This is a genomic window from Nocardia sp. 852002-51101_SCH5132738 (assembly GCF_001665695.1).
Taxonomy (GTDB): domain Bacteria; phylum Actinomycetota; class Actinomycetes; order Mycobacteriales; family Mycobacteriaceae; genus Nocardia; species Nocardia nova.
This window is the reverse complement of sequence record NZ_LZML01000051.1, coordinates 16,396-41,729: the sequence shown is the minus strand read 5'-3', so window position 1 is coordinate 41,729 and position 25,334 is coordinate 16,396. Positions and strand designations below refer to the sequence as shown.

The 25,334-nt window shown below is 66.3% G+C and carries 27 protein-coding genes, 1 tRNA gene and 1 pseudogene; 14 read left to right on the top strand and 15 right to left on the bottom strand.

Going from position 1 to position 25,334, the window contains the following annotated elements:
• Both A5789_RS08165 and A5789_RS08160 read right to left on the bottom strand, forming a co-directional pair.
• On the bottom strand, nt 1-215 hold a 215-nt coding region (locus tag A5789_RS08165; RefSeq protein ID WP_197516571.1), incomplete at its 3' end, for a transposase.
• Nucleotides 216-657: 442 nt separating this feature from the next.
• Complete coding sequence (locus A5789_RS08160) at nt 658-1,200, bottom strand: TetR-like C-terminal domain-containing protein (RefSeq protein WP_227462819.1); 543 nt, start codon at nt 1,198-1,200, stop codon at nt 658-660.
• Nucleotides 1,201-1,206: 6 nt separating this feature from the next.
• Between A5789_RS08160 and A5789_RS08155 the strand changes: the two genes are divergently transcribed.
• From A5789_RS08155 to A5789_RS08140, 4 genes are read left to right on the top strand one after another with little or no spacing between them, the layout of a single operon-like run.
• Nucleotides 1,207-2,715, top strand: coding sequence for a S9 family peptidase (locus tag A5789_RS08155; protein ID WP_227462820.1), 1,509 nt, complete (start codon nt 1,207-1,209; stop codon nt 2,713-2,715).
• Nucleotides 2,712-3,629, top strand: coding sequence for a fumarylacetoacetate hydrolase family protein (locus tag A5789_RS08150; RefSeq protein ID WP_064902251.1), 918 nt, complete (start codon nt 2,712-2,714; stop codon nt 3,627-3,629). The genes A5789_RS08155 and A5789_RS08150 overlap by 4 nt, the downstream gene beginning before the upstream one ends.
• Nucleotides 3,626-4,333 carry an MBL fold metallo-hydrolase gene (locus A5789_RS08145; protein ID WP_064902250.1) on the top strand — a complete coding sequence of 236 codons (708 nt, stop codon included), beginning with the start codon at nt 3,626-3,628 and terminating at the stop codon, nt 4,331-4,333. The genes A5789_RS08150 and A5789_RS08145 overlap by 4 nt, the downstream gene beginning before the upstream one ends.
• Nucleotides 4,330-4,710, top strand: a complete 381-nt coding sequence (locus A5789_RS08140; RefSeq protein WP_064902249.1) for a carboxymuconolactone decarboxylase family protein — start codon at nt 4,330-4,332, stop codon at nt 4,708-4,710. Before A5789_RS08145 ends, A5789_RS08140 begins: the two co-directional genes overlap by 4 nt.
• Nucleotides 4,711-5,245: 535 nt before the next feature.
• Here A5789_RS08140 and A5789_RS08135 read toward each other — a convergent pair.
• Nucleotides 5,246-6,043, bottom strand: coding sequence for an IclR family transcriptional regulator (locus tag A5789_RS08135; protein ID WP_193615497.1), 798 nt, complete (start codon nt 6,041-6,043; stop codon nt 5,246-5,248).
• Between the two features lie 142 nt (nt 6,044-6,185).
• Between A5789_RS08135 and A5789_RS08130 the strand changes: the two genes are divergently transcribed.
• The 3 genes from A5789_RS08130 to A5789_RS08120 all read left to right on the top strand — a co-directional run bounded on the left by A5789_RS08130 (nt 6,186) and on the right by A5789_RS08120 (nt 8,833).
• A complete protein-coding gene (locus A5789_RS08130; RefSeq protein WP_064902257.1) occupies nt 6,186-6,929 on the top strand; it encodes a CoA transferase subunit A in 744 nt (247 codons plus the stop codon).
• Nucleotides 6,930-6,999: 70 nt separating this feature from the next.
• Nucleotides 7,000-7,653 carry a CoA transferase subunit B gene (locus A5789_RS08125; protein ID WP_064902248.1) on the top strand — a complete coding sequence of 218 codons (654 nt, stop codon included), beginning with the start codon at nt 7,000-7,002 and terminating at the stop codon, nt 7,651-7,653.
• Complete coding sequence (locus tag A5789_RS08120) at nt 7,646-8,833, top strand: acetyl-CoA C-acetyltransferase (protein ID WP_064922930.1); 1,188 nt, start codon at nt 7,646-7,648, stop codon at nt 8,831-8,833. Before A5789_RS08125 ends, A5789_RS08120 begins: the two co-directional genes overlap by 8 nt.
• A gap of 1,305 nt (nt 8,834-10,138) precedes the next feature.
• Here the strand turns inward: A5789_RS08120 and A5789_RS08115 are convergent.
• Nucleotides 10,139-10,399 (bottom strand): metal-sensitive transcriptional regulator, encoded by a 261-nt coding sequence (locus A5789_RS08115; protein ID WP_063010353.1) that lies wholly within the window; start codon nt 10,397-10,399, stop codon nt 10,139-10,141.
• A gap of 163 nt (nt 10,400-10,562) precedes the next feature.
• On the opposite strand from A5789_RS08115, the gene A5789_RS08110 reads away from it, so the two are divergent.
• Complete coding sequence (locus A5789_RS08110; protein WP_063010356.1) at nt 10,563-10,952, top strand: carboxymuconolactone decarboxylase family protein; 390 nt, start codon at nt 10,563-10,565, stop codon at nt 10,950-10,952.
• A gap of 281 nt (nt 10,953-11,233) precedes the next feature.
• Nucleotides 11,234-11,307, top strand: a tRNA-Met gene (locus A5789_RS08105).
• A gap of 159 nt (nt 11,308-11,466) precedes the next feature.
• Here A5789_RS08105 and A5789_RS08100 read toward each other — a convergent pair.
• From A5789_RS08100 to A5789_RS08085, 4 genes are all read right to left on the bottom strand, one after another.
• On the bottom strand, nt 11,467-12,312 hold the full coding sequence (locus A5789_RS08100) for an SDR family oxidoreductase (RefSeq protein WP_064902246.1): 846 nt from the start codon (nt 12,310-12,312) through the stop codon (nt 11,467-11,469).
• An 87-nt stretch (nt 12,313-12,399) separates the two neighbouring features.
• A complete protein-coding gene (locus A5789_RS08095) occupies nt 12,400-13,206 on the bottom strand; it encodes an SDR family oxidoreductase (protein ID WP_030517990.1) in 807 nt (268 codons plus the stop codon).
• Nucleotides 13,203-13,880, bottom strand: coding sequence for a hypothetical protein (locus tag A5789_RS08090; RefSeq protein WP_064902245.1), 678 nt, complete (start codon nt 13,878-13,880; stop codon nt 13,203-13,205). The genes A5789_RS08095 and A5789_RS08090 overlap by 4 nt, the downstream gene beginning before the upstream one ends.
• Nucleotides 13,881-13,900: 20 nt before the next feature.
• Nucleotides 13,901-14,680, bottom strand: coding sequence for an alpha/beta hydrolase (locus tag A5789_RS08085; RefSeq protein WP_227462821.1), 780 nt, complete (start codon nt 14,678-14,680; stop codon nt 13,901-13,903).
• A gap of 346 nt (nt 14,681-15,026) precedes the next feature.
• Here A5789_RS08085 and A5789_RS08080 point away from each other — a divergent pair, with 346 nt between their 5' ends.
• Both A5789_RS08080 and A5789_RS08075 read left to right on the top strand, forming a co-directional pair.
• Nucleotides 15,027-15,653: a TetR/AcrR family transcriptional regulator gene (locus A5789_RS08080; RefSeq protein WP_063010364.1), complete on the top strand. Its 627-nt coding sequence runs from the start codon at nt 15,027-15,029 to the stop codon at nt 15,651-15,653.
• Between the two features lie 99 nt (nt 15,654-15,752).
• Complete coding sequence (locus A5789_RS08075) at nt 15,753-17,279, top strand: NAD(P)/FAD-dependent oxidoreductase (RefSeq protein WP_064902243.1); 1,527 nt, start codon at nt 15,753-15,755, stop codon at nt 17,277-17,279.
• Nucleotides 17,280-17,395: 116 nt separating this feature from the next.
• Here A5789_RS08075 and A5789_RS08070 read toward each other — a convergent pair whose 3' ends face one another.
• Complete coding sequence (locus tag A5789_RS08070; protein WP_064902242.1) at nt 17,396-18,961, bottom strand: FAD-dependent monooxygenase; 1,566 nt, start codon at nt 18,959-18,961, stop codon at nt 17,396-17,398.
• A gap of 269 nt (nt 18,962-19,230) precedes the next feature.
• Here A5789_RS08070 and A5789_RS08065 point away from each other — a divergent pair, with 269 nt between their 5' ends.
• The gene (locus A5789_RS08065; protein WP_063010370.1) at nt 19,231-19,809 is read left to right on the top strand and encodes a TetR/AcrR family transcriptional regulator; all 579 of its coding nucleotides are present in this window, start codon (nt 19,231-19,233) and stop codon (nt 19,807-19,809) included.
• A gap of 56 nt (nt 19,810-19,865) precedes the next feature.
• Here the strand turns inward: A5789_RS08065 and A5789_RS08060 are convergent, their stop codons facing one another.
• From A5789_RS08060 to A5789_RS08040, 5 genes and pseudogenes are all read right to left on the bottom strand, one after another.
• The gene (locus tag A5789_RS08060) at nt 19,866-20,366 is read right to left on the bottom strand and encodes a nucleoside deaminase (RefSeq protein WP_063010372.1); all 501 of its coding nucleotides are present in this window, start codon (nt 20,364-20,366) and stop codon (nt 19,866-19,868) included.
• 38 nt (nt 20,367-20,404) lie between these two features.
• The gene (gene cynS / locus A5789_RS08055) at nt 20,405-20,875 is read right to left on the bottom strand and encodes a cyanase (protein ID WP_064902256.1); all 471 of its coding nucleotides are present in this window, start codon (nt 20,873-20,875) and stop codon (nt 20,405-20,407) included.
• 50 nt (nt 20,876-20,925) lie between these two features.
• The gene (locus A5789_RS08050; RefSeq protein WP_082940537.1) at nt 20,926-21,306 is read right to left on the bottom strand and encodes a carbonic anhydrase; all 381 of its coding nucleotides are present in this window, start codon (nt 21,304-21,306) and stop codon (nt 20,926-20,928) included.
• Nucleotides 21,307-21,338: 32 nt separating this feature from the next.
• A pseudogene (locus tag A5789_RS08045) lies at nt 21,339-21,830 on the bottom strand (LysR family transcriptional regulator); the annotation flags it as partial.
• Nucleotides 21,831-21,964: 134 nt separating this feature from the next.
• Nucleotides 21,965-22,864, bottom strand: coding sequence for a cation diffusion facilitator family transporter (locus A5789_RS08040; RefSeq protein WP_064902241.1), 900 nt, complete (start codon nt 22,862-22,864; stop codon nt 21,965-21,967).
• Nucleotides 22,865-23,021: 157 nt separating this feature from the next.
• Here A5789_RS08040 and A5789_RS08035 point away from each other — a divergent pair, with 157 nt between their 5' ends.
• Nucleotides 23,022-23,867, top strand: coding sequence for an NAD(P)H-binding protein (locus A5789_RS08035; protein ID WP_064902240.1), 846 nt, complete (start codon nt 23,022-23,024; stop codon nt 23,865-23,867).
• Nucleotides 23,868-23,903: 36 nt separating this feature from the next.
• Here A5789_RS08035 and A5789_RS08030 read toward each other — a convergent pair whose 3' ends face one another.
• Complete coding sequence (locus A5789_RS08030; RefSeq protein ID WP_064902239.1) at nt 23,904-24,848, bottom strand: LysR family transcriptional regulator; 945 nt, start codon at nt 24,846-24,848, stop codon at nt 23,904-23,906.
• A 71-nt stretch (nt 24,849-24,919) separates the two neighbouring features.
• Between A5789_RS08030 and A5789_RS08025 the strand changes: the two genes are divergently transcribed.
• Complete coding sequence (locus A5789_RS08025; RefSeq protein WP_063010385.1) at nt 24,920-25,321, top strand: nuclear transport factor 2 family protein; 402 nt, start codon at nt 24,920-24,922, stop codon at nt 25,319-25,321.
• Nucleotides 25,322-25,334: the final 13 nt, after the last annotated feature.

Genomic DNA, 25,334 nt, shown 5'->3' with positions numbered 1-25,334 from the left:
ACACGAGTGTCGAAGTCGCGGTGGCGGTACCCGTTTCGGGAGTTCACCCGCTCGTCGGAGCGTTCGCCGTAGCCGGCGCCACACACCGTGTCGGCTTCGGCGCTCATCATGGCCTGAATGAACGTGGACATCATGTTGCGCAGGAGATCCGGGCTCGCGACGGCGAGTTGCTCGGACAGCATTGCGGACGGGTCGATAGGCTGGACAGAGGTCATCGCGTGAACTTTCTTTCCTTCAAGTGACTTGCCGGTCTTTTGAAGGATCACGCGGTGACCACCCCCTATCCGGCTACGACACGCCCGCACTTTGCTGGCGTCCGGCCATACACCATCCTGCTGGACTCAACCCATCGCTGTGCGATAACGCGGCCGGATTCGACTGGTATCGGTACCGGCACGCATCACCCGGCCTGACGGACAGGTCGGTGAGTATTTCGAACACAGCTGAAATCTGCTGTGCCCAGGCTATTTTCGCAAAGCATTCGGGGCTCGGATCGGGTCGTACCCGAACCGTAAGCCTCAGTGTTACCGGACGATCGTGCGTGACCGAGATGACGGCAAGGTATGCCACTCAGGCCACTCGGCATCGGTCGACCAGCCGCTTCATGTGCATACGCCTGGCGGCGGAGGCGGGCCGCGTGGGTGAGCCTGCTCGGGGTCAACCCCGGTGCCCGGCTGTGATGCCCGGGGTAGTTTGCATTGCCTGAATTGCTGTGGTTGCGAGTCGGCTCGCGAGTTCGTGGTCGGTGTGTTCTCGGGTAAGCAGGTGCCTGAAATGGATCGGTGCGATGAGAAGTTCGATAAGGGCGCGCCCATCAGTATCCGGCGGCAGCTCACCGCGCTCGGTCGCTCGCGTGAGCATCGGCAGGATTTCCTGGAACCGGCTGGCCCAGAATGTCTCTCGCGCGGACCGGGTCTCCTCTGATTCTGGAAAGAAGGCCAGCGTCCGAGTAAGCCCATCACCCAGCGGTGTGTTCAGGTAGTCGATGAGTTCGCTCGCGAATGCGCTCAGGTCCCCGTGCAAAGATCCGGTATCAGGCACTCGCAGCATGCGCTCGCTGGCGGCGAGAAGGGCGTCGACGATGAGATTCTCGCGAGTTCCCCAGCGTCGATAGATCGAACTGTTTCGTACGCGGGCGCGCCGGCTGATCTCTGGAATGCCGGCCTTGTCCACCCCCAGCTCGACCACCACATCCAGCACAGCCTGATGGACGGCATCGCGCACACGCGCGGAACGGCCGCCCGGTCGTCGGGTCGCCTCAGCATCGTTCACATCACCATGCTAACGCGGAAGGTATTGCTTTTGTGGCGCGCCGACTTTAGCATCGTGCAAAAGCAGATATTTCTGCAATTTCAACGTCCCGGAGGATCCACGATGACCGTGTCCGACCTGGTTCAGCGAGCGCTGGTGACCGCTTGTGCCCTTACCCACACGACTGAGAGGGCAACCCGCAGGTTCGGCCCGGTGCCGTTCCTGCCACGGCTGTTCGCTGACCGGTTCACGCACCTCGGAGGCATTTCGGACGACGAGTTCCGCGAACAGCTGGAGGGTTGCCGATCGTTCGAAGACCTTCACTGGACCCATTACTGGGAGGCTTTCGCGGACCGGCATCTAGCGGCCGCGGACGGTGCGCTCAGCGGACTGGGAGGTCCCCGCACGAGCGAACTGTTCGAAGTCGGCGCGGTCGATGTCCGCGCGTTGGGCGAACTGCTTGCTCCAGCTGCCGCGATCCTGTCCGAACGCGGGGCCGTCGCCGACCCGAGCGCCGTCGACCGCTTCTGTGCGGAGAATCCTGCACACGCGAACGCGGCGATTGCGCTCGACAGTCTGATCAAAGCGATGGTCTACGAGTTCGTCGCGGCGTGGCCGGGCTGGAGCCCGTTGCGGCTCCGGGCCTACGAACGCTCCCACGTTCTCGGCGAGATCCTGCTGACCGCGCTGGCGCCTGCGATGGACGTGAGCATCGAGCGGGTGGATATTCCCTTCGGCGACGACGATCGGGTTCGCGGCTACTTCATGATTCCGGGCGGAGCGCAGAATCCGCCGGTCGTGCTCGTGAGCAACGGCGTCGAGGGCACCCTGGCCGAGGTGCTCCTGCCGCTGCTGAAGTACCGGTCCGAAGGCCTGGCGATGTTCGTCATGGAGATGCCGGGCACCTACTCCTACCGCGAACCACTTTCGCCCGATGCCGAGCGCGTCTATACGAAAGTCATCGACTTCCTGGTCGGAGATCCTCGCGTGGACGGCGAACGCATCGGGATGATGGGCCTCAGCTTCGGCGCCCACTGGGCCACCCGAATGGCGGCGGTCGACTCACGACTACAGGTCGCTGTCGCGAACGGGGCGCCCACGAACCGAACCTTCAAACCGCTCGCGTCCATCGGGGTGCCCGAGATCATGGTATCGACACTCCGAAACGCCACCCGCGCAACGAGTATGGCGAACCTGATGAAGAAGCTCGCCGCGATGTCGATCGCCGACCACTACCCGCGAATCCCCATTCCACTGTTGGTGATCAACGGGGCCGAGGACACCCTCGTCAGTACCCAGGACTCGATCGACATCGCTGTCGGGGCACCCTACGGCCAGCTCGTGCTCTACGTCGGCGACGACCACTGCGCCATGGGGCATGGTGAGCAATGGATGCGATTGTCACAGGACTTCCTGCGCAGCCACCTGCTCACGGCCGTCGAGAACTGGGCAGTGCGCGCATGACCCACGCAGCAATTCGGCGGCTGCTCAACCGCGCCGGCCACAATATCGATGCGCAGATCGACACCGGTGCGGGTTGGCAGGCGACCGAGCAGCTCGCCTGGCAGTCGCCATTCCAGCCGGATTTCGAACTGGAGCGGTACGCGGACTTGCCCGACGGTGCTGGAGTACTTCCAGTGTGCCCCGCATCCTTTCGTGACTTCATGGTCTTCGAGAAGCATGCGATCGATGCCGCCCGCGGACTCGCTCGACGATTCATGCCCGCGGTCTATCCGGTCGCCCGCACCTTCGAACGAGTGACCGGCGGGACTTTCCCGCTGTTTCGTCCGCACTCGTTGTGGTACCGCCAGCCGATCTACTACATGTCCAATGCCCTCACGATCATCCCGTCCGGTGTGCCGGTGTGCGCACCGGCATACACCACGGCGCTCGACTTCGAACTCGAGCTCGGTGTCGTGTTGGCGCGGCCATTGCGCGACGCCTCGGCCGCAGAAGCCTCGGCGGCCATCGGGGCCGTCGTCGTCATCAACGATTTCTCGGCCCGGGACGTGCAGCTCGCGGAAATGCGTTCGGGTTTCGGACCGCAGCGGGCCAAGCACTTCGCCACCTCCATGTCGTCAACCGCAGTCACCGGGCCGAACGTCGCCCACGATCTCGATCGCCTGACGGCGACCGTCACGATCGACGGCAAGGTCATCTCGAAGACCGGAACCCAGGGCATGCGGTATTCACTGGGCGAAGCGATCGCGCACTGTTCGCAGGGCGAACAGCTCTTTCCCGGTGAGCTGTTCTCGACAGGTACGTTGCCCGGTGGATCCGGGATGGAGTTGGGTCGCTGGCTCGCCCCGGGAGAGAAACTGCGCCTGGAGATCGACGGCGTCGGGGTAATCGAGCACCTCATCGGAGGCGAAGCATGAAGATCGACCAAGTGTCCGACTCGGTCTATGTAGTGGCCGGAACGAATGTCAATTGGGCACTGGTCACCAGCGGTTCCGGGGTGACGCTCATCGACGCCGGATATCCGGGTGACACGGATGATGTTCTGAAGTCGGTGCGTGAAGTCGGACATACGCTCGACGACCTCGCCGCGGTCCTCGTCACGCACGCTCATCTCGACCACATCGGGGCGATCCCCACACTCGTGGACAAGATCGGAATGCCCGTCTACACCGGCGGTGCCGAAGTCCCGCATGCCCGGCGCGAATACCTGGAGCAGATCACGCCGAAGGACATGTTCCGACAGCTCACGACCGCCCGGGGACGACGCTGGGTCGCTCAGACGTTGATCGCCGTTCGTGGGCGTATGGACATCAAGATCCCGTCCGTCGTCAGCGCCGACGACGTGGTCTTGCCGGCCGGACTGACACCGATTCCGACGCCCGGGCATACCACGGGTCACACGGCGTATCTCTTGGCGGACGAGGGAGTCCTGTTCTCCGGCGACGCTCTGGTCACCGGGCACCCGCTGAGCCGGCGTTCCGGGCCGCAGATCTTGCCCGCGGTGTTCAATCACGACGAAGCCCGAACGCTCGACAGCGCACGGCTTCTCGAGAATTACGCCGCCCACACGATCGTCCCCGGACACGGGCCATCGACCCAAGTGAATACGGAGTACGAATGAACGACGAGAGCGCATATGCCAACGGAATGGCAACCCGACGGCAGGTGATGGGCGACGAATTCGTCGATCGTGCCATCGACCGAACCGCGGGCACGGCATCGGAGGAGTTACAGCGGCACATCACCGAACACGTGTGGGATGCCGTCTGGAACCGCCCAGGCCTCAGCCGCCGAGACCGAAGTCTGCTCAACCTCGGCATGCTGACCGCACTGCGTGCCTACGAAGAGTTGGCCGGGCACGTCCGCGGGGCGCTCACCAACGGCCTCACCCGCGACGAAATCGTCGAGGCAATCATCCAGACCGCAGGATATTGCGGCGCGCCCGCGTCGCTCGCCGCGATGCGCACGGTTCAGCAAGTCCTCGACGCGACCGATTGATGACACATTCACCCGGGTAGTCCCGGTACGCGAAAAGGTCGCCTTCGGCTGAACCGGCCCCAATGCCGCGGCCGCGGCCGCCGATCGCAATACCGTGATCGAGCCCACCCACGAGATCGCCGCGACCCAAGGCGCCGACGAATTGACCCGGAAGCTTTCTCCGGACGCACGATGTCACGATGCAGACGATCTGCAACCGGGTCGGCGGAAGGTCCGCACTACTTGCTGCTATCGCTCGAACGAGCGTTGGAGGAACCCGCGTGTCCACGTTGGCCGCCGACGACACTACGGGCACTGCCGAGAAACGGTTGCTGCGCCTGGTTGGCCGACTCGACTCTGTGCGGTTCGCGCGCGAACGCCTTCGCGAGTTCGCCCTCTGGTCAATCATCCAGCCGAACCCGAGGCGCTCGAGCGAATCGCCGAACTCGCCAGTGAGTAGACAAACGAAGCGACCGCGATGGTGCGGGAAGGAATAGTCGAAGGAAGTTGATACCGCCGTCGCGGCGAGATGACGGAGTCGAGCAGGCGAACGGCGCTATCGAGTCTTGAGTCGGTTCGACAGTTGATGGGCGTGGTCCATCAGCAGTTTTCCCAATTCGGTGCGTCTGGGCTCGCGGAAGCGTGTTTCGACTCCGGTGATGCTCAGTGCCCAGGCGGGGCGGCCTTCTCGGTCGAAGACGGCGGCGCCGATGCCCCAGCTGCCCTCGACGATGAGTGCCGGGTTCACGGCGTATCCGTCGGACAGGGTCGCGTCGATGCGTTCGCGGATTCGCTGTTCGGAGTGAACGTCGCCCCAGTCGGCGACCAGATTCGTCCGGGCCAGGTACTCGTCGGTTTCGTGGGCCGGTAGGTGACTGAGGATTGCCAGGCCCGCCGAGGCCACGCCCAAGGGGAATCGAATCCCTTCGTGCAGGACGTGCGAGCGTAGGGGAAAGCTTCCTTCCCGACTCGAAACGCATACTGTCTCGTCGCCTCGACGCGCGGAGAGGAAGGCGCTCTCGCCGGTCAGGCGCGAGACCTGATCGATGATGTCGCGCGCCTGTTCGGTGACGTCGTATCGGTTGGCGGCGGCGGCTCCGAGCAGATACAACTCGGGTCCGAGCGACCACTGACCGGTTTTGGCGTCGCGGTCGACGAGTCCTTCGGCGGCCAGAGACATCAGGAGCCGGTGGGCGGTGGGGCGTGCCAAGCCGGTGGCGTTCGCCAAGTCGGTGGTCGACAGTTCGCCGGCCTCGCGTGCGCTGATGGATCTGAGCAGCCGCGCTGCTCGCTCGATCACGTGCGGACTCTGCTGCGCCGACTGCACCACGACCTCAGTGTATATAGCGTTCATTGAGTGAACGTCATGACCCATAGATGGTCAGCGGGCGAGCACTTTCGTGCAGGCACTTCTCATTACTGCGCACTTCATGTTCACTCGCCATCAGTCGGAGTGGCGTTCGCTGTATGGACGAGAGGTGCGGTACGCGGTGGTGATGAAGGTGTGTGAGTCTGCGGCGGAGGCCGTCGCGGATATTCCGAGCGGAGCGTCGCTCGCAGTCGGAGGGTTCGGCCTGTGTGGTATTCCGGGTGAGCTCATCAGCGCCCTGGCCGCTCGCGGGACATCGGAGCTCGAGGTGTTCTCCAACAATTGCGGCGTCGATGACTGGGGTTTGGGAATCCTGTTGTCGGCCGGGCGGATTCGCCGCGTGACGGCCTCCTATGTCGGTGAGAACAAGGAGTTCGCGCGCCGGTATCTCTCGGGTGAGTTGGAGGTGGAGTTGACTCCGCAGGGCACGCTCGCCGAGCGCCTGCGTGCGGGCGGTGCCGGCATCCCGGCGTTCTATACGCCCGCTGGGGTCGGAACGCCTGTTGCCGATGGTGGTCTGCCCTGGCTGTACAACTCGGATGGTTCGGTCGCGACCGCCTCGCCGCCCAAGGAGACGCGCGATTTCGGCGGCAAGAGCTATGTGCTCGAGAAGGCGATCGTCGCCGACTACGCACTGGTTCATGCCGAAATCGGCGATACCGAGGGCAATCTCGTGTTCGACAAGACGGCGATGAATTTCAACCCGTTGGCGGCGATGGCCGGACGGATCACCATCGCGCAGGTCGAGAAGCTGGTACAGCCCGGAGAGCTCGACCCTTCGCAGGTCCATCTCCCGGGTGTTTTCGTTCAGCGTGTGGTGCATACCGGGTTGCAGGCCAAGCGAATCGAGAAGAGGACGGTGTCGGCGTGAGCGGCCAGGTGCGAAGGAGGCAGCGGAGCGTAACCACGCAGCGCCCCGCTCATGCCGGAAAGGACGCAGCATGAGCTGGTCTCGTGAGCAGATGGCCGCGCGTGCCGCGGCCGAGATGATCGACGGCGAGTACGTGAATCTAGGGATCGGGCTGCCGACCCTGATTCCCAACCATCTTCCCGCGGGGGTGAGGGTGGTGCTTCATTCGGAGAACGGCATCCTCGGAACCGGTCCCTACCCGGCGGAGGATGAGGTCGATCCCGATCTCATCAACGCGGGCAAGGAAACGGTGACGGTGAACCCTGGTGCGGCGTTCTTCGATTCGGCGTTGTCGTTCGGCATGATTCGCGGTGGACACATCGATACCGCGGTCCTGGGTGGTATGCAGGTCTCCCGACATGGGGATCTGGCCAACTGGATGGTGCCGGGCAAGATGGTCAAGGGCATGGGTGGCGCCATGGATCTGGTGCACGGTGCCCGGCGCGTCATCGTGGTGATGGAACACACCGACCGCGATGGCGGCGCCAAGATCGTCGAACAGTGCACGCTGCCGTTGACGGGTAAAGCCGTTGTGCAGCGCATCATCACCGATCTTGGCGTGATCGACGTTCGGAACGGCGCGCTGCTGCTGCGCGAGCTCGCTCCGGATGTCAGCGTCGAGCAGATCACCGCCGTAACCGGTTACGAGCTGCTTGTCGCCCTGGAGGAACGAATCAATGTCTAGTGCACGTACTTCTGTGATTGTTTCGGGCGCCCGTACTCCGGTCGGTCGTCTGCTCGGGGGTTTGTCCGGGTTCTCCGGGTCGGATCTGGGTGGTTTCGCGATCGAGGCGGCGCTGGAACGCGGCGGAATACTCGCCGAGTCGGTGGATTACGTGATCATGGGTCAGGTTTTGACTGCGGGTGCGGGGCAGATTCCGGCGCGGCAGGCGGCGGTCGCGGGTGGTATTTCGATGGATGTTCCGGCGGTGACGCTGAACAAGGTGTGTTTGTCGGGTATCAACGCGATCGCGTTGGCGGATCAGTTGATTCGTGCCGGTGAGTTCGAGGTCGTGGTGGCCGGTGGGCAGGAGTCGATGAGCCGGGCGCCGCACATGCTGGAGAAGAGCCGTCAGGGGTTCAAGTACGGCGATGTGACGTTGCGCGACCACATGGCCTACGACGGGCTGCACGACATCTTCACCGATCAGGCGATGGGCGCGCTGACCGAGTCGCGCAACGCCGCCGACGGTATCGGCCGCCTGGAGCAGGACGAATTCGCCGCGGCCTCGCATCAGAAGGCGGCGGCGGCCTGGAAGAACGGTGTGTTCACCGACGAGGTGGTGCCGGTGTCGGTGCCGCAGCGCAAAGGCGATCCGGTCGTGGTGAGCGAGGACGAGGGTATTCGCGCCGATACGACCGTGGAGTCGCTGTCGAAGTTGCGGCCGTCGTTCGCCTCCGATGGCACAATCACCGCGGGTTCGGCGTCGCAGATCTCCGACGGTGCGGCCGCGGTGGTCGTGATGAGCAAGGCGAAGGCCCAGGCGCTGGGCCTGACCTGGATCGCGGAGATCGGGGCCGCGGGTGTGGTGGCCGGTCCGGATTCCACGCTGCAGGACCAGCCCGCGAACGCGATCGCGAAAGCGTGTGCGCGGGCGGGTATTGCGCCGGCGGATCTGGATCTGGTGGAGATCAACGAGGCCTTCGCGGCGGTCGGGATCGCCTCGACCCGCAAGCTGGGGATCGATCCGGGCAAGGTCAACGTCAACGGTGGGGCGATCGCGATCGGTCACCCGCTGGGCATGTCGGGCGCGCGGATCGTGCTGCATCTGGCGCTGGAGCTGAAGCGTGGCGGTGGCGGTGTGGGTGCGGCGGCGCTGTGTGGTGGCGGCGGCCAGGGCGACGCCCTTATCGTTCGTGTCTGAGTGGGAGCGGCGCGATGAGGGGCAGTGTGCGGACACCGACGACCAGCGAAGCCTTGCATGTCCACGGTGATGTACAGGTTCGGATCTGGCTGGGCGACAGAGTCCTGGACTTTCGCGCCACGCCCACTGCGGCATTGACCTTCTGCTGCGAATGGAGACGGAAGCGTGCCGAGGCGATAGAAATCCTGGACAGGTCGACTCACGACCGAATGTTCCTGCCGCGCTTGCCTTGTGAACAGTTGTTTCAGCAACCAGGAAGGAATGCTCGGCATGGACGCGAGTAAAGGGCGTTCGAGCAGATCCGGCGATCTCCCGCCGTCGGGGCGTGCTGTCGGGCAGCGGAGACGAGAGGTACTGGACCATTTCGGGTCGTGCCCGGAATGCGGCTACGCGGCTCAAACGTTCATCGTCACGACTTATTTCGCGGACGGCGCAGTGAGGGTGACTACGGTCGGTTGCTGTGGCCTGACGTGTGGCTGGTCAGGCCCCACCACAATAGCCAAGATGACCGAACAGTCCCGGTCGTGACCGCCGCTCGCACGAGCAGTCGCAGATCGCATCGTCGACGCAGGTGTCGGTCGGCAAGTGGTGCTTGGGGTGGTGGTCGTACCGCGAGCCTACGTCCAATTGTCGATGGACCTGCGGGCCGGGTGACGGCGGTGTCGTAAACACCGCTGGATTGGCCACGTGGCGGTGGACACCGTCGGCGGCGCTGGTGAACCGCCGGACCCGTCAGTGGCAGCGTCGGCGCGCCGTTGAGACGGCCGACGTTTGTGATGTGGTGGTCGGCGATAGCTCCCCCAGGTGTCGAATCCGCTGGTCACATTAGGGGATTTGGCATCAAATTTGGCATCACGACCCTGCGGAATCAGTCGGACGTCGTGGGACCGCGTGGACGGGGCGGACGGTTGTAACCCTGTTGACCTGCGCGAAGAGGGACGTAAGACGCGCGGCGAGATGGCTGGGATCGTCCCTCGTTGGCTCATAACCCAGAGGTCGCAGGTTCAAATCCTGTCCCCGCTACTAGTGAAAAGGTCTCGGAACCAGAAGGTTCCGGGACCTTTTTTGTTTCTGTCATGCCGCCGGGGGCCTGGTCGCGCCTCGATTCGCTATTTGGCCAGCGGCCCGTACGAGATGGCGGATCCGCCGGCATGAGGAAAGCAGACCACGGCATGCGCTCCATTCTCCGGAGCGGGGGACAGACGACGCAGCCAGCTATTACCCACGGGCCGAAAGCCTACACCGACTGCTTCGCCTACGAATTCACCGCGCTCGCAACGGATTCGCCTGGGAGGTGCCGTGACGTCACGCCAGCGAGAGGAACAGCTTCTCCATCTTCTTCATGTCGGCGCCGTCCGCGCTGCCGTTGGTCAGGCAGTGCTGGAGACCGGTCGCCACCAGGGCGTAACCGCTGCGGCTCAGCGCTTTGTTGACCGCAGCGAGCTGAGTGAGCACATCCTCGCACTCCGCACCGTCTTCCATCATGCGGATGACGGTCGCCAGGTGGCCGTGTGCGCGCTTCATGCGAGTGATCACGGCCTTCACCTCGTCCGGTTCGAATTGCATCTGTTCCTCCAGCGTCTCGTCCGGCCCGTCGCGGACCGTACCCAGGAATCATATCCCCCCGGGGGGATGCTATGGTTGTCTCATATCCCCCCGGGGGGATAGCCCGTACGTGGTTCTCCCCGCCCCACCCGCGACGGACCACAGCTGATGAAAGGAATGCCGGATGTCCGAACACAGTGAGCGCCCGTCCCGCCACGGCGCCGCCGTGCTCCAAGAGCTCTCGCCGCAGCATCGTGCGCTACGTCACGCGATCCCCGAGGTGTACAAGGGTTTCGGCGAACTCAGCAAAGCCGCGTTCGCGCCGGGAGCCATCGATCGCAAGACGAAGGAACTGATCGCGCTCGCCATCGGCGTGGTCGAGGGCTGTGACGGTTGCATCGCCTCGCACGGGCAAGCGGCTGCGCGCGCCGGGGCCACGCGTCAGGAGGCCGCGGAGGCCATCGGCGTTACCTTCCTCATGCACGGCGGCCCGGCAACGATCTACGGTGCTCGCGCCTATGAAGCGTTCTGCGAGTTCGCCGATGCCGTCGATGCCGGCGACGGCCCGGCGTGATCACGAACGGAAAAGGTCCTCGGTATGTGTAGTCCCGTTCGATGCAGGGTGTGCGGCAAGACGACGTGGTCCGGTTGCGGTCGGCACGTCGCTCGGGTCCGGGCCGCCGTTCCGGCCGACCAATGGTGCGCCGGCCATCCGGCATCCGCCCAGGACGGCTCGTCGCGTCGGCTGTTTCGCAAGTGGGCAGGCCGCTGAAGCGGCTCACGCGTAGTCTCCGACCTCTGTCACCAGCCGTTTTGGTGTTTCCCGTGCGGTTGCGTAGGGTTGTCCCTACCCGACGCGGGGTGGAGCAGCTCGGTAGCTCGCTGGGCTCATAACCCAGAGGTCGCAGGTTCAAATCCTGTCCCCGCTACTACAGAGGGCGGTCCTGACCAGAGGTTCAGGGCCGCCCTCGACTCTTGCCGGGGTTGTCGGCATCGAATTCGACATCACGCGGAACCACGATGAACGTGGCATGAGCCGGCACCGGGCGTGGCACAGCCACGAACTCGAGGTCTGTCCGGGCTTCCGATCAGCTCGGCGATGTGGGCCGGGTGGGCTCGATGTAGCGGGTGGCTAGGGTGGCAAGAATTCGCTGGTAGGACGAGCCGAGGATGCGGACGAGGAGGTCGCTCACGTGGGCGTCGGCGCCGACGAGGATCTTGGCCTTGCCCTTGGCCGTTCCGTCCAGGATCACGCGGGCCGCCTTCTCGGGGGTGGTGCGAGCGAGGCGGTCGAACAGCTGGACGAGGTGCTGCAGCTCCTCGGGGTTGGTGCCGGTGGCCTTCGTCGCGATGGCGGTGCGAACGCCGCCGGGGTGCACGCTGGACATGGTGACCGGATGTCCGGCGGTGAGCATTTCCTGGCGTAGCGATTCGGTGAAACCTCGAACAGCGAATTTGGCCGCGTTGTAGGCACTTTGAGTGGGAACGGCGAACAGGCCGAAGACGCTCGAGGTGTTGGCGATGCGGCCGTCGCCGGAGGCGATCAGGTGTGGCAGGAACGCCTTGGTGCCGTGCACGACACCCCAGTAGTCGACATCGAGGACGCGGGACAGATCTTTGATGCCGCTGTTCTCGACGGTACCGACGAAACCGATTCCGGCGTTGTTGAATACGTCGTGCACGGCCCCGAACCGCGCGAGGACGGTCTCGGCAAACCGCAGCATCTGTTCGTATTCGGCGACGTCGAGGACGGCTGTCTCCACTCGGGCGTTGTAGGCGAAGCATCGGGCAGCGGTTTCGGCGAGCTCTTCGGCGTCGAGGTCGCACAATGCCAGGTGTGCGCCGCGGCGGGCGAGTTCGATTGCGAGGCTGCGACCCATTCCTGATGCGGCGCCGGTGACGACGGCGACGCGGCCGCGGTAAGGCTCGGACATGATTCTCCGGTAAGAGTTTCGGTGGTGGGTACGAAGGCGATTGCAGGTGGTCGGTGCGGCATCGGGGGTCCGCACCGACCGCGGAAATCAACTGTCGATGCGGTTCAGGTAGGCGCGGCGCCGCTGCTGGTCGTACCGGCCGGGTTCGCGACCGACGAATCGGCGCTTGACCGCGCGCAGAGCCGTCTCGGGAATACCTTGTTCGACGGTGCCCATCGGAGCGAGCCATCGTGGGATCGTCACTTCGGCACGCCGGTGGCGAACGGTATCGGCGATCGCCTCGCCCACTTCCGCGGGGTGCAAGGTGGGTTGCAGTTTCAGGTTCACCCCCGATGTCAGTTCGGTGTGCACGGCGGCGGGCATCACGGTGGTGACGGTGACGCCGGTGCCGTCGAGTTCGGCGCGGACCGCGCGGGACAGCGCGCCGACGGCGAATTTCGAGGCGCAGTAGACCGCCGCGCCCGGGGTAGTGACCTTGGCGGCCATGGACGCGACATTGACGATGTGGCCGCGTCCGCGCGCGACCATTCCCGGCAAAGCCAGACTCATGCCATTGATCACCCCGCCGACATTGATGGCGATCTCGCGGTGGTGCCCGGCCAGGTCCAGCTCGAGGAAGGGTGCCAGGCGCATGATGCCCGCGTTGTTGACCAGTACGTCGACGGGACCGGTTTCGGTGGCGGCGTTCAAGAATTCGGCGAAGCTGCCCGGATCGGTGACGTCGAGTTGGGCGGCGTGTCCGCCGATCTCGGCGGCGGTCGCCTCGGCCACGGGAAGGTCGATATCGCCGATCCAGACCTGGGCGCCGCGCGCGGCGAGCGCGATGGCGGTGGCGCGGCCGATTCCGCGTGCCCCGCCGGTGACGCAGGCGACCGTCCCGTCCAGTCGCATCATCGGTTCGTCTCCCGCAGCGGTGCGCGCAGCGCGAAGTAGCCGATGACCCGGATCTCGCCGGTTCGCGAACCCATCAGTGCGCGGCCCAGATACACCCCGGGCACCAGTTCGACGAGTTCATCGCGAACTCGTTCGATGGGCACGATCCTCGAACGGGGGTTGCCGAGCGCTGGGTCGGTGTAGGTGACCGCCGCGACCTGAACGAACGGTGCGAGCGAAGCACGTTCTACGCGATAGCCGAAGCGGAAACCCTGGTAGACCGCACTCGTCCGGACCCAGCCGCTGTACCGCGGCACCGCGGCCCGTAACGCGAGGTAGGCGATGCGGTTGAGGCGGTTGTACCCGGTCGCGGTGGCAGCGTCGAAACTCTTGCCCACCCACCCGGGTTCGACGGCGACTACCGGATTGAGCAGAGCCGCTTCCGGAATCCCGAACAACTTGCCCGCGATCATCCCCTCGTAGTCGCCGTCCAACTGTGGGGCCGTGCCTTGGGCGAACAGAGCTGCCAACAGCTCACGGTCGTCGGTGTCGGCCGCCCCTCGCAGATAGTCCCAGCACGCCGCGCCGGCGCGTGCCGGTGCCGAACCGGCCAGTTCACGCAGCTCCCCGAGCAGCGATGTCGGTTGTCTGCGGGCAGCGCCGGAGCTGCGGCGGGATGAGGTTCCAGTAGTCATCGAGATTCCTTTCTGAAGTGTCAGGCCGCTGCCGAGGAGGCTGCGGTCCGGACGTGCTCGCGGATGAAGCGGGCGATTTCCGCGGTGAGTTGCCTGCTTTCGGGCAGGTACGGGAACACCACCGGGAAGGCGTGGATCTGGCCGTACCAGATGTGCAGTTCGCACGGCACACCTGCCGCGTCGAGGCCGGCGGCCATGACTTCGGAATCCAGGCGCAGGAACTCGTCGTCGCAGGCGGCCAGCAGGGTCGGGGGTAGGACACGGAGGTCGCCGTTGACCGGCGACAGCGCTGTATCGATGCGGCCGTCGCGGGCACAGCCGAGTTCGGCGATGCGCGTGAATGCCGCGGTGGGCAGATATGCCTCGGTCATCGCATTGTGGTGTGCGAGTTTGGCGGTGAGGTCGAGGTCGAGCCACGGGCTCAGCGCGACCACCGCCGCCGGGGCCGGCAATTGCTCGCCGGCGACCCCGAGCGCGGTGCTCAGCGCGAGGAATCCGCCTGCCGAATCCCCGGCGAAGACGACCGATTCGCTACCGACGCCGTGGTCGAGGAGCCACCGGTAGGCGGCCAGGCAGTCGCGCACCGACTCCGGAACCGTGGCCTCGGGCAGATAGCGGTAGCGCACCTGCACGACCGGCAACCCCGTGGCTCGCGACAATTCAGCGACCAGGCGACGGTGTGTGTGCAAGCCTCCGGCGACGAAACCGCCGCCGTGGAAATACAGCACCGCGCCTGCGCCGAACCCGTCCGGCGCCTCGGCTGCGCGCACGATCTCACAGCGCACCGTCCTCGTTGTCACCGCTTCGACCCGCACAGGGGTGCGGACACACAGTGCTCGGGATCCGAGGTCGACAAGCCCTCCGACGCGTATCGCGAGCGGAGAGATCGGTACCCGGCGCAGTGCCGGTCGTACCAGCTCGCGCACTGCGGCCGTCGCCAGCTGCGAGCGCACGCTGGGGTGACGGGAGTGGGCACCGAAATGGTGACGTCGCATGAGTGGCATGGCAGCACCTCTCTGAGAAGGCGGTTCCGAGCAGCGGCGGGGCGGCCGGACGAGGAAGATGAAGCGAGCGTTTCATGTTGAAACGCCTGATGTCAATACGTGCTCGGCGGTCCGTGTCTCGGCGCGGTGAGAGGATCGGCTGATGAGCTCTCCGAAGCTGTGGCGCGGGCAGACCCTGAAGGATCGCTCGCTGGACCGCCGCGAACAGATGCTGGACGTGGGCGAAGAATTGCTCGGCACCGGCGGGGTATCGGCGGTGACGACCCGCGCGGTGATGCGGCAGACCAATCTCAGTCCGCGCTACTTCTACGAAACCTTCGACAGCCGTGAGGATCTCATCATCGCGGTGTACGACAGGGTCGAATCCCGGCTGTTCGAACGGATGCGCGGCGTCCGCACCGCCGACGGGCTACGCGCGGCGATCCGCGAGATCTTCGAGATCTGCGCGCAATACTTCGAGGAGGATCCCGGCCGTGCGCGCATCCTGCTGCGCGAACCGCTCGCCGACGACACCTTGCGCCGGCACAGTGCCGACCGCGCTCCGACATTTCTGCGAATGCTCATTCCGGTTCTCGGCGCCGAAGCCGGTGCGATCGTCCCTGCCGACGAGGAAGCTCTCGCGATCGCGGCCACGGCCCTGAGTGGCAGCCTCGTGTCGTTGTATCTCGAATGGGTCGACGGGCGGCTGTCGGTCAGTCGGGAACGACTCGCCACCGCTGCGGTGGCAACAGTATTCGCCCAGCTCGAGGCGGTGCGGCAACACGACTGAGGCGATGGGGCTTGACAATGCGCGGCCGTAAGTTGAAACATGCGTTTCAAGATGAAGCGCGCGTTACCGCTTACTGCTTCCCGGAAGGACTCCTCGACCATGACCGTCGACCTCATTGCACCGCAGCACCGCGACAAGCGCACTCCGCCGGACCGGCATATCGTGATCGTCGGTGCCGGAATAGCCGGCATCGGAATGGCGATCACCCTGCGCCGCAATGGAATCGACAACTTCACCGTGCTCGAGCGGGCCGGTGATATCGGCGGTGTCTGGCGTGACAACGTCTATCCCGGAGTCGGTGCCGATGTGCCGTCCTTCAGCTACCAGTTCTCGTTCGAGAAGAACCCCGGCTGGTCGCGACTGTTTCCGAAGGGCGAGGAGATCAAGCGCTACCTCGACCGCTGCGTCGAGAAATACGACATCGCGCGGCACATCGAACTCGGCACAGAAGTGCTCGAACGTCGTTGGTCCGAAGACGAGCGCGTCTGGTATGTGCACACCAACCACGGCGAGTTCACCAGCCGCTATGTCATCAGTGCTCTCGGTCCCTTCGTCAATCCTCGCACTCCCTCCATTCCGGGGCTCGAGGATTTCACCGGCATCGTCATGCGATCTCAGCAGTGGGATCACCGCCAGGACCTGACGGCTCGACGAGTCGCGGTCATCGGCACCGGCGCCAGCGCGGTACAACTGGTCCCGAAAGTCGCCGAAACCGCGGCACACCTCACCGTCTTCCAGCGTCGCCCCATCCACGTATTGCCCAAACTCGACATCCCCGTCCCCGGCCCGCTGCAGCGCGTGATCGCCGCCGTCCCCGGTAGCCAGGACGCACTGCGACTCGCCTTCACGGCCCAGGTCGAGGTGCTGCTCGTCGCGGTCGCGGCCTACGGTAAATCGGTCGCACCGCTGGCGCGCGGGCTCTCCGCCGCGAGCCGGGCGCTGCTGTTCGCTCAGGTCCGCGATCCCGGACTGCGGGAAAAGCTCACGCCCGACTACGATTTCGGCTGCAAACGCCCCAGTGTGTCCAACGCCTGGTACCGCACGTTCACTCGTGACAACGTCAGTCTCGTCACCGAGCCCGTCGATCGCATCACCCCGACCGGCGTCCGCACCGTCGACGGCGCCGAGCACCCTGTCGACGTCCTCGTCCTGGCTACGGGCTTCCACTTCGCTCACGAACCGATCAACTACCGGATCTCCCCGGTGCAGACCAGCGATGGATTCGACCTCGCGGACTTCTTCGAAACCGAAGCCCTGCAGTCCTACGAAGGCGTCAGTCTCCCCCAACTGCCCAATGCCTTCTCGCTGTTCGGTCCCTATTCCTGGTCGGGCGGCTCGTATCACGTCATGGTCGAGACGCAGGCCAATCACATCATCCGGGTCCTGCGCGAAGCCGAGCGCCGCGGCGCCGATCGGGTAGCCGTGCGGCCCGAGGCCAACGCCCGCTTCCTGGCGTTCGTTCGCGCGCGGGCCGACAATTCGCTGCTCGCGATCAGCAACTGCGCATCAGCCAACAGCTATTACTTCGACCATCACGGCGACTTCAGTTCCTTGCGCCCCACTACCGGACTGCAAGCCTGGTGGACCAGCCGCACCTTCCCCCTCGACGATTACGCCTACAACTAGGAATCCGGCCTTGCGCAGGCTCGAAAGATACTCCGCGTGTCATGAGATCGAATTCGGCCATCCCGACGTCGTGTTGATCCGGCGCCACATTTCGAGCGTTGCGGCCGCCGGGCGCACTAGCCGCCGACCGGAGTTTCCGACGGAACCCCGGGCGTCACGGGTGCGCCGAACCAGAGCTGCAGTGCGGCGCGCAGGCCGGACTCCGCGGTGTCCGCGGGTTCGCCGACGGTCGCGGCCCAGGCTATGTGCGCATCCGGGCGGATGAGGAGGGCGTCGGCGGTCCGATCGGCGGTCTCGGCGGTGCGAATCTCGATGCGGTGTCCCCATTCTCGTGCCGCCGCGCGCAGCTCCGGCCGTCCGGCGAGATCGAGCAGGACGGGCCGTGCGTCGTGCAGCAGCGTCGCGACGTCGGTGCTGCCCTCGCCGGTGCACAGGGCCAGGTTGGGTGCGAAGGTGCCGGTCGCGGCGTGGCCGTTCGGGTTCGGCAGCTCATAGCGGATATCGGCGCCGGCGATGAGGGCGCCCATGCGCCGCAGGGGCTGATCGTCGGTGAGGAGCTCCTGAAAGACCGCCCGCAGCGCCTCGGCCGCCGGGTCGTGCCCACGCCGCAGCGCCACCTGCGCACGGGTGTGCAGCATGGTGCGCGCCGCCGCGAAATACCGTTCGTCGTGGTAGCTGTCCAGCAGTCCGTCCGGCGCCCAGCCCTGGACTTCGGCGGCCAGCTTCCACGCCAGGTTGACCGCGTCCAGCATGCCGGCGTTGAGGGCCACGCCCGTGGCCGGGAACAGATGGGCCGCATCGCCGGCCAGCAGGATCCGGCCCTCGCGACAGCGTTCGGCCTGCCGGGCCTTGAAGGTGAAACGTGACAGCCGATGCGTCTGTGCCACAGGGAGTTCCGCGCCGAGCACGCGGCGGACGCTGTCCTGCAGTTCGGTGACGGTCAGCGGTACGTCGTCGTCGTATTCGACGGACTCGTCCTCGATCGTGTAGACCGACAACACCTCCGACGTGGGCGAGACGCCCATCCCGAACAGCCCGCGGTCGGTCCGCGTGAAACCCGTCCTGATGGTTCCGAAACCGTCGACGTCGAGGTCGCCGTTGTCGTGCCGGGTCACCGAATCGGGCACCGTGATCTGGGCCAGCCGGTTGACCTCCGGATAGACGGTGCCGGGAAACGGAATTGCGGCCAGCTCGCGAATCCGGCTGCGGGCGCCGTCGCAGCCCACGAGGTAGCGGGCGGTGACCCGATAGGTGCCGTCCGGGCCCCGCACGTGGGCGGTGACCGCGTCGGTGCCCTGCGTCACGTCCAGCACCTGATGTCCGCGCCGGATGTCGACCCCGAGTTCATCGGCGCGTTCGCCGAGCACCCGCTCGAGCTGCTGTTGCGGCAGCGGCAAGGCGTGCATCGGCGACTCGGCGAGCCCGGTGAGGTCCACATGGACACCGCCGAACGGGAACCGCGGAGCCGGTATCGGGTCGGTGCAGGCCGCTTCGAACCGGTCCAGCAGGCCCCGGTAGCGCAACAACTCGAGAATCTGCCCGCCGAGCCCACCGGCCTTCGGAGTGTCGCGGGGTCGCGGTTGCCGTTCCAGCACCAGCGGCCGGACTCCGGCCGCCTGCAGTTCGGCGGCCAGCATCAGACCGGTCGGGCCCGCGCCCACGATGATCACGTCGGTATGCATTCCACTCCTGTTCCGGCCGTTTCCGGCCGGTCGAACGATTCGGACATCCGGCACTGTCGGCCGTTACCGGGCCCCGTGCCTGCCGTGCCGGGGCCACCCGCCCTTGGAATTGGTGACTGTGCGCGGAGGCACGGGACGTGTGACGAAGCGCCGTTGGTCGGCCTGGGCAGGGAAGGTGGTGTGGTGCTTTCGCATATCGTTACCGCCTCAGGTGTAGTACTCTGAACGAAGTGTTTTGAACCGTAGTACTACGAATGGAGTGGTGTCAAGTGGTGCGCACGAATCCGGAACGCCGGCAGGCTCTACTGGACGCGTCCATCGAGGTCCTGGCCCGGGAGGGGGCGCGCGGGCTGACCTTTCGGGCGGTGGATCAGGAGGCGGGAGTGCCCGCGGGAACGGCGTCCAACTACTTCCCCAACCGGGATGCGCTGCTCGTTCAGGTCGGCCATCGCTATTACGAGCGGCTGATCCCGAGCGAGGAAGCGATGGCGAAATCGCGTGGGCCGCAGACCCGCGAGACCATGACCGAACTCATGACCGAGGTGGTCGAGCGAGTCTTCCATTTCCGCACCGGCTATCTCGCGATCCTCGAACTGCGGTTGGAGGCAACCCGTCGTCCCGAACTGCAGGCGCTGCTGACCGAGCGAGTGCGCGCGGATCTGGACTTCAACATCAGCAACTTCCGGGAGTCGCAGCTGCCCGGCGACGAGGACGCCGTGGTGCTGTTGTACCTCGCGCTGAACTGGCTCATTCTCGAAAGGCTCACGCTCCCCGGCATTTTCGACGAGAAGCGGGCCGCCGAACTGGTCCGCACGATCGTGGAGCGCGCCATCCCCGCCGCCGGTTGATCGGCGTTCGGGTGAACGCCGACTCCGCTACCGACGCGCATCGTGCCGCGGCGGGATCAGCGGCCCGTCGGTGCTCCCGCCACCCGGCGCTCGCCGTTGTTGCGTTCCTGCCACCGGCGGTAGACGTCGACCGCGTCGGCGCGGGATTCGTGGCGCATCGGCAGGCGGCGTTGATCCCACGGCTTGCCGAACTCGTCGTAGAAGGTGCCGAGCTCGAAGTACTTCCGGTCGTCGACGTAGTGCGGAGCGTAGGCCTCGCGGGTGGTGAGAAAGACGACCTCGTCGGGGGAGCAGTAGTACAGCGCGCCCAGGCACATCGGACAGGGCAGGGCGAGGATGTAGATCGTGGCACCGGTCAGATGTTCGGTGCCGAGGGTGGTGCAGGCCCGGCGGATCGCGAGGATTTCCGCGTGGGCGGTCGGGTCGGCGGTCTGGGCGACCAGGTTGGGGCTTTCGGCGAGAATTTCGCCGTCCTTCACGACGACCGTCGCGAACGGCCGGCCGCCCTCCTCGACGTTGCGGCGGGCCAGATCGATGGTGTGTTGTGCGAAATCCATTGCACTCCTTGATGAGTCGATGTCGGAGCGGTGGTTGCTCAGAAGGGTTCGGTGGGCAGGTACTTGCCGTCCAGCGTGATCACGGCGCGTTCGCCGCCCTCCGGATCGGGCACCTTGCGCACGTCGAGCTTGAAGTTGATGGCGCTGATGATGCCGTCGCCGAACTGTTCGTGGACCAGCGCCTTGAGCGTGGTGCCGTATACCTGCAGCATTTCGTAGAAGCGGTAGATCGTCGGATCCGTCGGCACGCCACCCGGAATCGACCCGCGGGTGGGGATGGTCTGCAGCAGCGCCGCCGCGTTGTCGCCCAGGCCGAGCAGCTCGGCCACGGCTTCCGCGGACTGTTTCGGCAGCGGATGCTGGCCGAGGATCGCCGCGGTCACGAAGGCCGTCGAATAGCCGGCGGTGTCGGCGATCTGCTGCCAGGTGAGATCTTTGGCGATCTTCGCCTCGACCGCCGTGACGGCCAGCGCCTGGCGGGCGGCCGGATCGAATTGTGCGTGCACCATAGTGATCTCCTTTCTTTCGACCGCCGGATCTGTCGGCGGCACAGGGGGTTTCAGGCGGCGATGGTTCGGTCGCCACCGGCTGGATCGATCACCGTGACGGCGCCGGTGCCGATATCGAAGACCCAGCCCTCGACGGTGACGGCGCCGGTCGGCAACGCTCGCGCCACCGCCGGGTGGGTGGCCAGATTCGCCTGCTGGGCAACGACATTCGCGCGAATCAGGGCCGCGGTCGCTTCCGAGCCCGGGCGGTCGATACTGGCCGCCACGCCGTCGGCGCCCGGCCCGTAGGCGGGAACGAGATTGCCCGCGGTGCGAATCACGAACAGCTCACCGGGTTCACTGCTGGTGATCAGTTCGGGGACGACGCGTGCGTCCGAGCAGCCGATGAACAGCGTGGCGGGCGTGTGAGTCGTCGTGAGCGAAGCGAACAACTGCGCCTTGGCGGGGAAGACGGCGTCGCGGAAGTGCGTGACGCCGGCGCGGTGTGCTCGACCCCCGCGGCGTGCGTGCCGGCGAAGGCGATCCCGAGATCGAGCCGATCGGCGAGCAGATCCGCCTCGATCGCATCCTGGGTCGTCTCGCGGAGGGTGAGGCTGATCCCCGGATGTTCGGAACGGAACCGGTGGACCAGCGGGCCGATCAGATAGGCGGTGAAGGTCGGCGTCGTCGCCACCCGCAGATGACCGCGTGACAGGTCCTGGACGTCGTGCACCGCGCGTTCGCCGGCCTCCAGATCGCGCAGTGCGAGCCGGGCGTAGCGCGCGTACGCCTGCCCGGCGTCGGTCAGGCGGACCGTGCGGCCGGACCGGTCGAGCAGTACCACGCCGAGGACCCGCTCGAGCTGCTTGATCTGCTGCGACAGCGTCGGCTGCGAGATGTGCAGGGACTGCGCGGCGCGGGTGAAGTTGCCGTGGTCGGCGACGGCCAGCAGATACCGGATGTGGCGCAGCTCCATCGACCAACTATAGGTCGCACCAATGGCACTGATGGGGACAGTGTCTTGGACACTATCGCTGCTGTTCGGCGTGGGGGAGGAGGCGCTGGTCCCGTTTCGGCGTTATGCCGAAACCGTCGGCCCGGCAACGTCGTTCACGTCACTGCCCACTCCACCCAGTGGCGATCCGCGGTGAAGACCACCGATGTCGAGTGGTGGTAGTTCCGGGCGTTGAGCTGGGCGTCGATATCGGCGCGGATGGCGTCGAAGGATTCGACGGTGCGTTCCGGCGTCCGGGGACCGAGGACGAAGGCGAGTTCCAGATCGAGGCGGCTGCCCACGGTGGAGGCGCGAACGAAGGATTCGGCGAAGCCGTGGGTGGTGCGGACGCGGTCGCACAGTCGCTCGACGTCGGTGACCACCGAGCGCGGGGCGGCCATGGTGAGAATTTCGCGAAAAGCGGAGCGGAACAACCGGATCGGGATCCAGAGATAAGCCAGGGACACGATGATCACGAGCGTGGGGTCGACGTAGCGGGCGATGTCGCCGCGACCGGCGGACTCCAATGCCACCGCCGCGCCGAATCCGGCCAGGGTGACCAGGCTGAAGGCCGCATCGCCGCCCCATTCGGCGGCCTCGGCCCGCACCAGTCCCGAACCGGAGCGTGCGGCCCGCCACAGCACCAGCGCCACCAGCACACTGAGCAGTGACGCGGTGATCGCGTACGCCAGCGCGGAGACCGCCGACACGGCCCGGCCGCCGTGCAGGATCTCGCGCACCGCGTTCACCGATCCGTAGACACACAGCCCGCCCAGCGCGGTCGAGCGCACCACGATGACGACCGGCTCCCAGGTCTCGCGCCCCCACGGGTACGACGCGTCGGCCCCCTTCGCGACGGTCCGCTGCGCCGCCACCGACACCGCCGAAAGCGCGATGCCCACAAGCGAATACAGTCCGTCGAACACGATCATCTGCGATCCCGCGGCCAGCCCCCACGCCAGCGAGACCACCACGAACACCACCGAGGCCCACATCGAGAACACGAGCGCGCGCATGCGCTCACGCTACGACCCGGCCATCGCCGACGGACCGATTCCGCCCGTGAACCGGGTGGGTGTCGCGGCCCGCGTTCGTTCGCCGAGGCCCCGGATTGACCGAGTGTCGTTAGCCGCCTAATGTTTGTCGATAGGCGGCTAACGATTAGGGGTAGAAATGATACTGGTGACCGGCGCGACCGGACATATCGGCCGAGAGCTCGTGGCGCGGCTCGACAGCGCGGGTGCGGCGATGCGCCTGTTCGTACGCGATCCGGCTCGCGCCGCCGATCTCCCGGCCTCCGCCGAACGTGTGGCCGGCGGCCTGGCGGATCCGGCGGCGTTGCGAGCGGCGTGCGAGGGGATCGACTCGCTGTTCCTGCTCGTTCCGGGGCTGGCGGTGGAGCCCGCGCGGCATGCGGTGGCGGCGGCGCGGCGAGCGGGGGTGCGACATCTGGTCCTGGTGTCGTCGTACAACGTGCTGGGCGATCCGATGCCGGCCATGGGGCGCTGGCACCACGAACGCGAGGAAATCGTCGGTGCCTCGGGCATTTCCGCGACGATCCTGCGTCCCGGCGGATTCATGACCAATGCCCTCGAGTGGGCGCCGGATATCCGCGCCGGCCGGCCCGTGTTCGATCCGACCGGCCCCGGCCGCTATGCGCCGATCGACCCCGCCGATATCGCGGCGGTGGCGGCGATCGCACTCACCGAGCCGGGGCACGACACCACCTACTGTCTTACCGGCGAGCAGACCTTCACCATCGGCGAGCAGGTCGAGGTGCTGGCCCGCGCGATCGGCCGGCCGATCCCGGTCCATACCGCCACGACGGCCGAGGAGGCCGTCCGGTCCCGCTATCCCCAGGGCGCGCCCCCGGCGCTCGCGGCAGCGATTCTGGAGGGATTCACGGTGATGCGCGCCGACACCGTCGGCCTGCGGACCGATACGGTGCGGCGGCTGCTCGGCCGCGCACCGCGCACCTTCGCCGAATGGTGCGAGCGTCACCGCGACCAATTCCGCTGATCCGCAGATATTCTCGTCGCGACGGACCCGCGAGCGCTATGACTGCGAGTTCGTTCGCGACCCCGAGGCGATCGGGCGCAGCCGCCCCCGCATCTCATTCGTGAGGACTGCCGCGGCATCGCGCAACGCCTCGATGAACGTCCGCGTCGCCGCCGAGGTCGCGGCGTTGCGCGCCGAGCTGTGGACGACGCGGGTGGGGCGCACCGCCTCCGGGTGATCGATCCGGAGCAACGCGATATTCGCGGGTACCGCCGGCACCGCGATACCGGGCACGACGGTGATGCCCGAACCCGCCGCGACCAGACCCCATTTCGCGACCCAATCCCGCGCGACGAAGGCGATATCGGGTTCGTGCCGCGAATCGCGCCACGCGCCGAGCAGGGTGCTGCCGTGCTCGGTGCTGCCCGCGATCCAGCGCTCGCCGCGAAATTCCGCCGGCGCCGCACTGATCCGCCCGGCCAGCCGGTGGCTCGGCGCGACCGCGACCAGCAGCGGATCGTCGAGCAGCAATTCCACCTCCACATCGTCGGCGAGCGTGCCGGTTTCGGTGACGACGGCCAGGTCCAGCCGGCCGCGCGCCACCGCGGTGAGCAGCCGAGGACTGGTGCCCTCTCGCAGCGGCACCCGCGCCGACGTCGCCGCCACCGCTCTCGGCACCAGCGCCGCCATCGCGGTCGAGAACGCGCCGACACGCACGGTCGCGGGCGGGCCCGCGGTCAGGCGATCCAATTGCTCGCGGATGCTGTCGAATTCGGCCAAGACCGCTTCCGCGTGCCGGACCACGATCTGCCCGGCCGCGGTCGGCGCGGCGCCGCGAGCGTGCCGCTCGAACAGGGGATGCCCCGCCGCCTGCTCCATCAGCGAAATCTGCCGGGAGACCGCGGATTGGGTGTAGCCCAGCCGGTCCGCCGCGCCCGAGAACGAGCCGCAGCGGGCGGCTTCGCGGACGACACGCAAGCCGAGAACGGTGAACTCACCCATGCGAAATACTGATACCAGAGATGCGAGATCGTCGCTTGTCGCATAGGTCGGCCGTGTTTAGCGTCGGCTGAGTGAGTGTGAACGAGAACAGAGCGCTGCTGCAGAACATCTTCGAGCGGATGGCCGCCGGCGAGACCCGGGCGCTGAGCGATGCGATGGCCCCGGAGTTTCGCTGGACCTTTCCCGGGCACTGGTCGTGGTCGGGCAGTTGGGAGCCGAAAACGACTGCGGTACAGGGTCTTCTGCGTCCCCTGATGGCGCAGTTCACCGATTACCGAATCAGCGCGGACGCCGTTCACGCCGACGGTGATCGGGTGGTCGTGCAGGCCCACAGTGCGGCGACGACGATCCGCGGCGAGGCCTACGACCAGTACTACTGCTTCGTATTCCGGGTCGACGCCGGGCAGTTGCTCGAGGTGACCGAATACTGTGACACCGCATTGGTGGAGCGGGTTCTCGAACCGCTGCGGTGAGTACCGGACATCC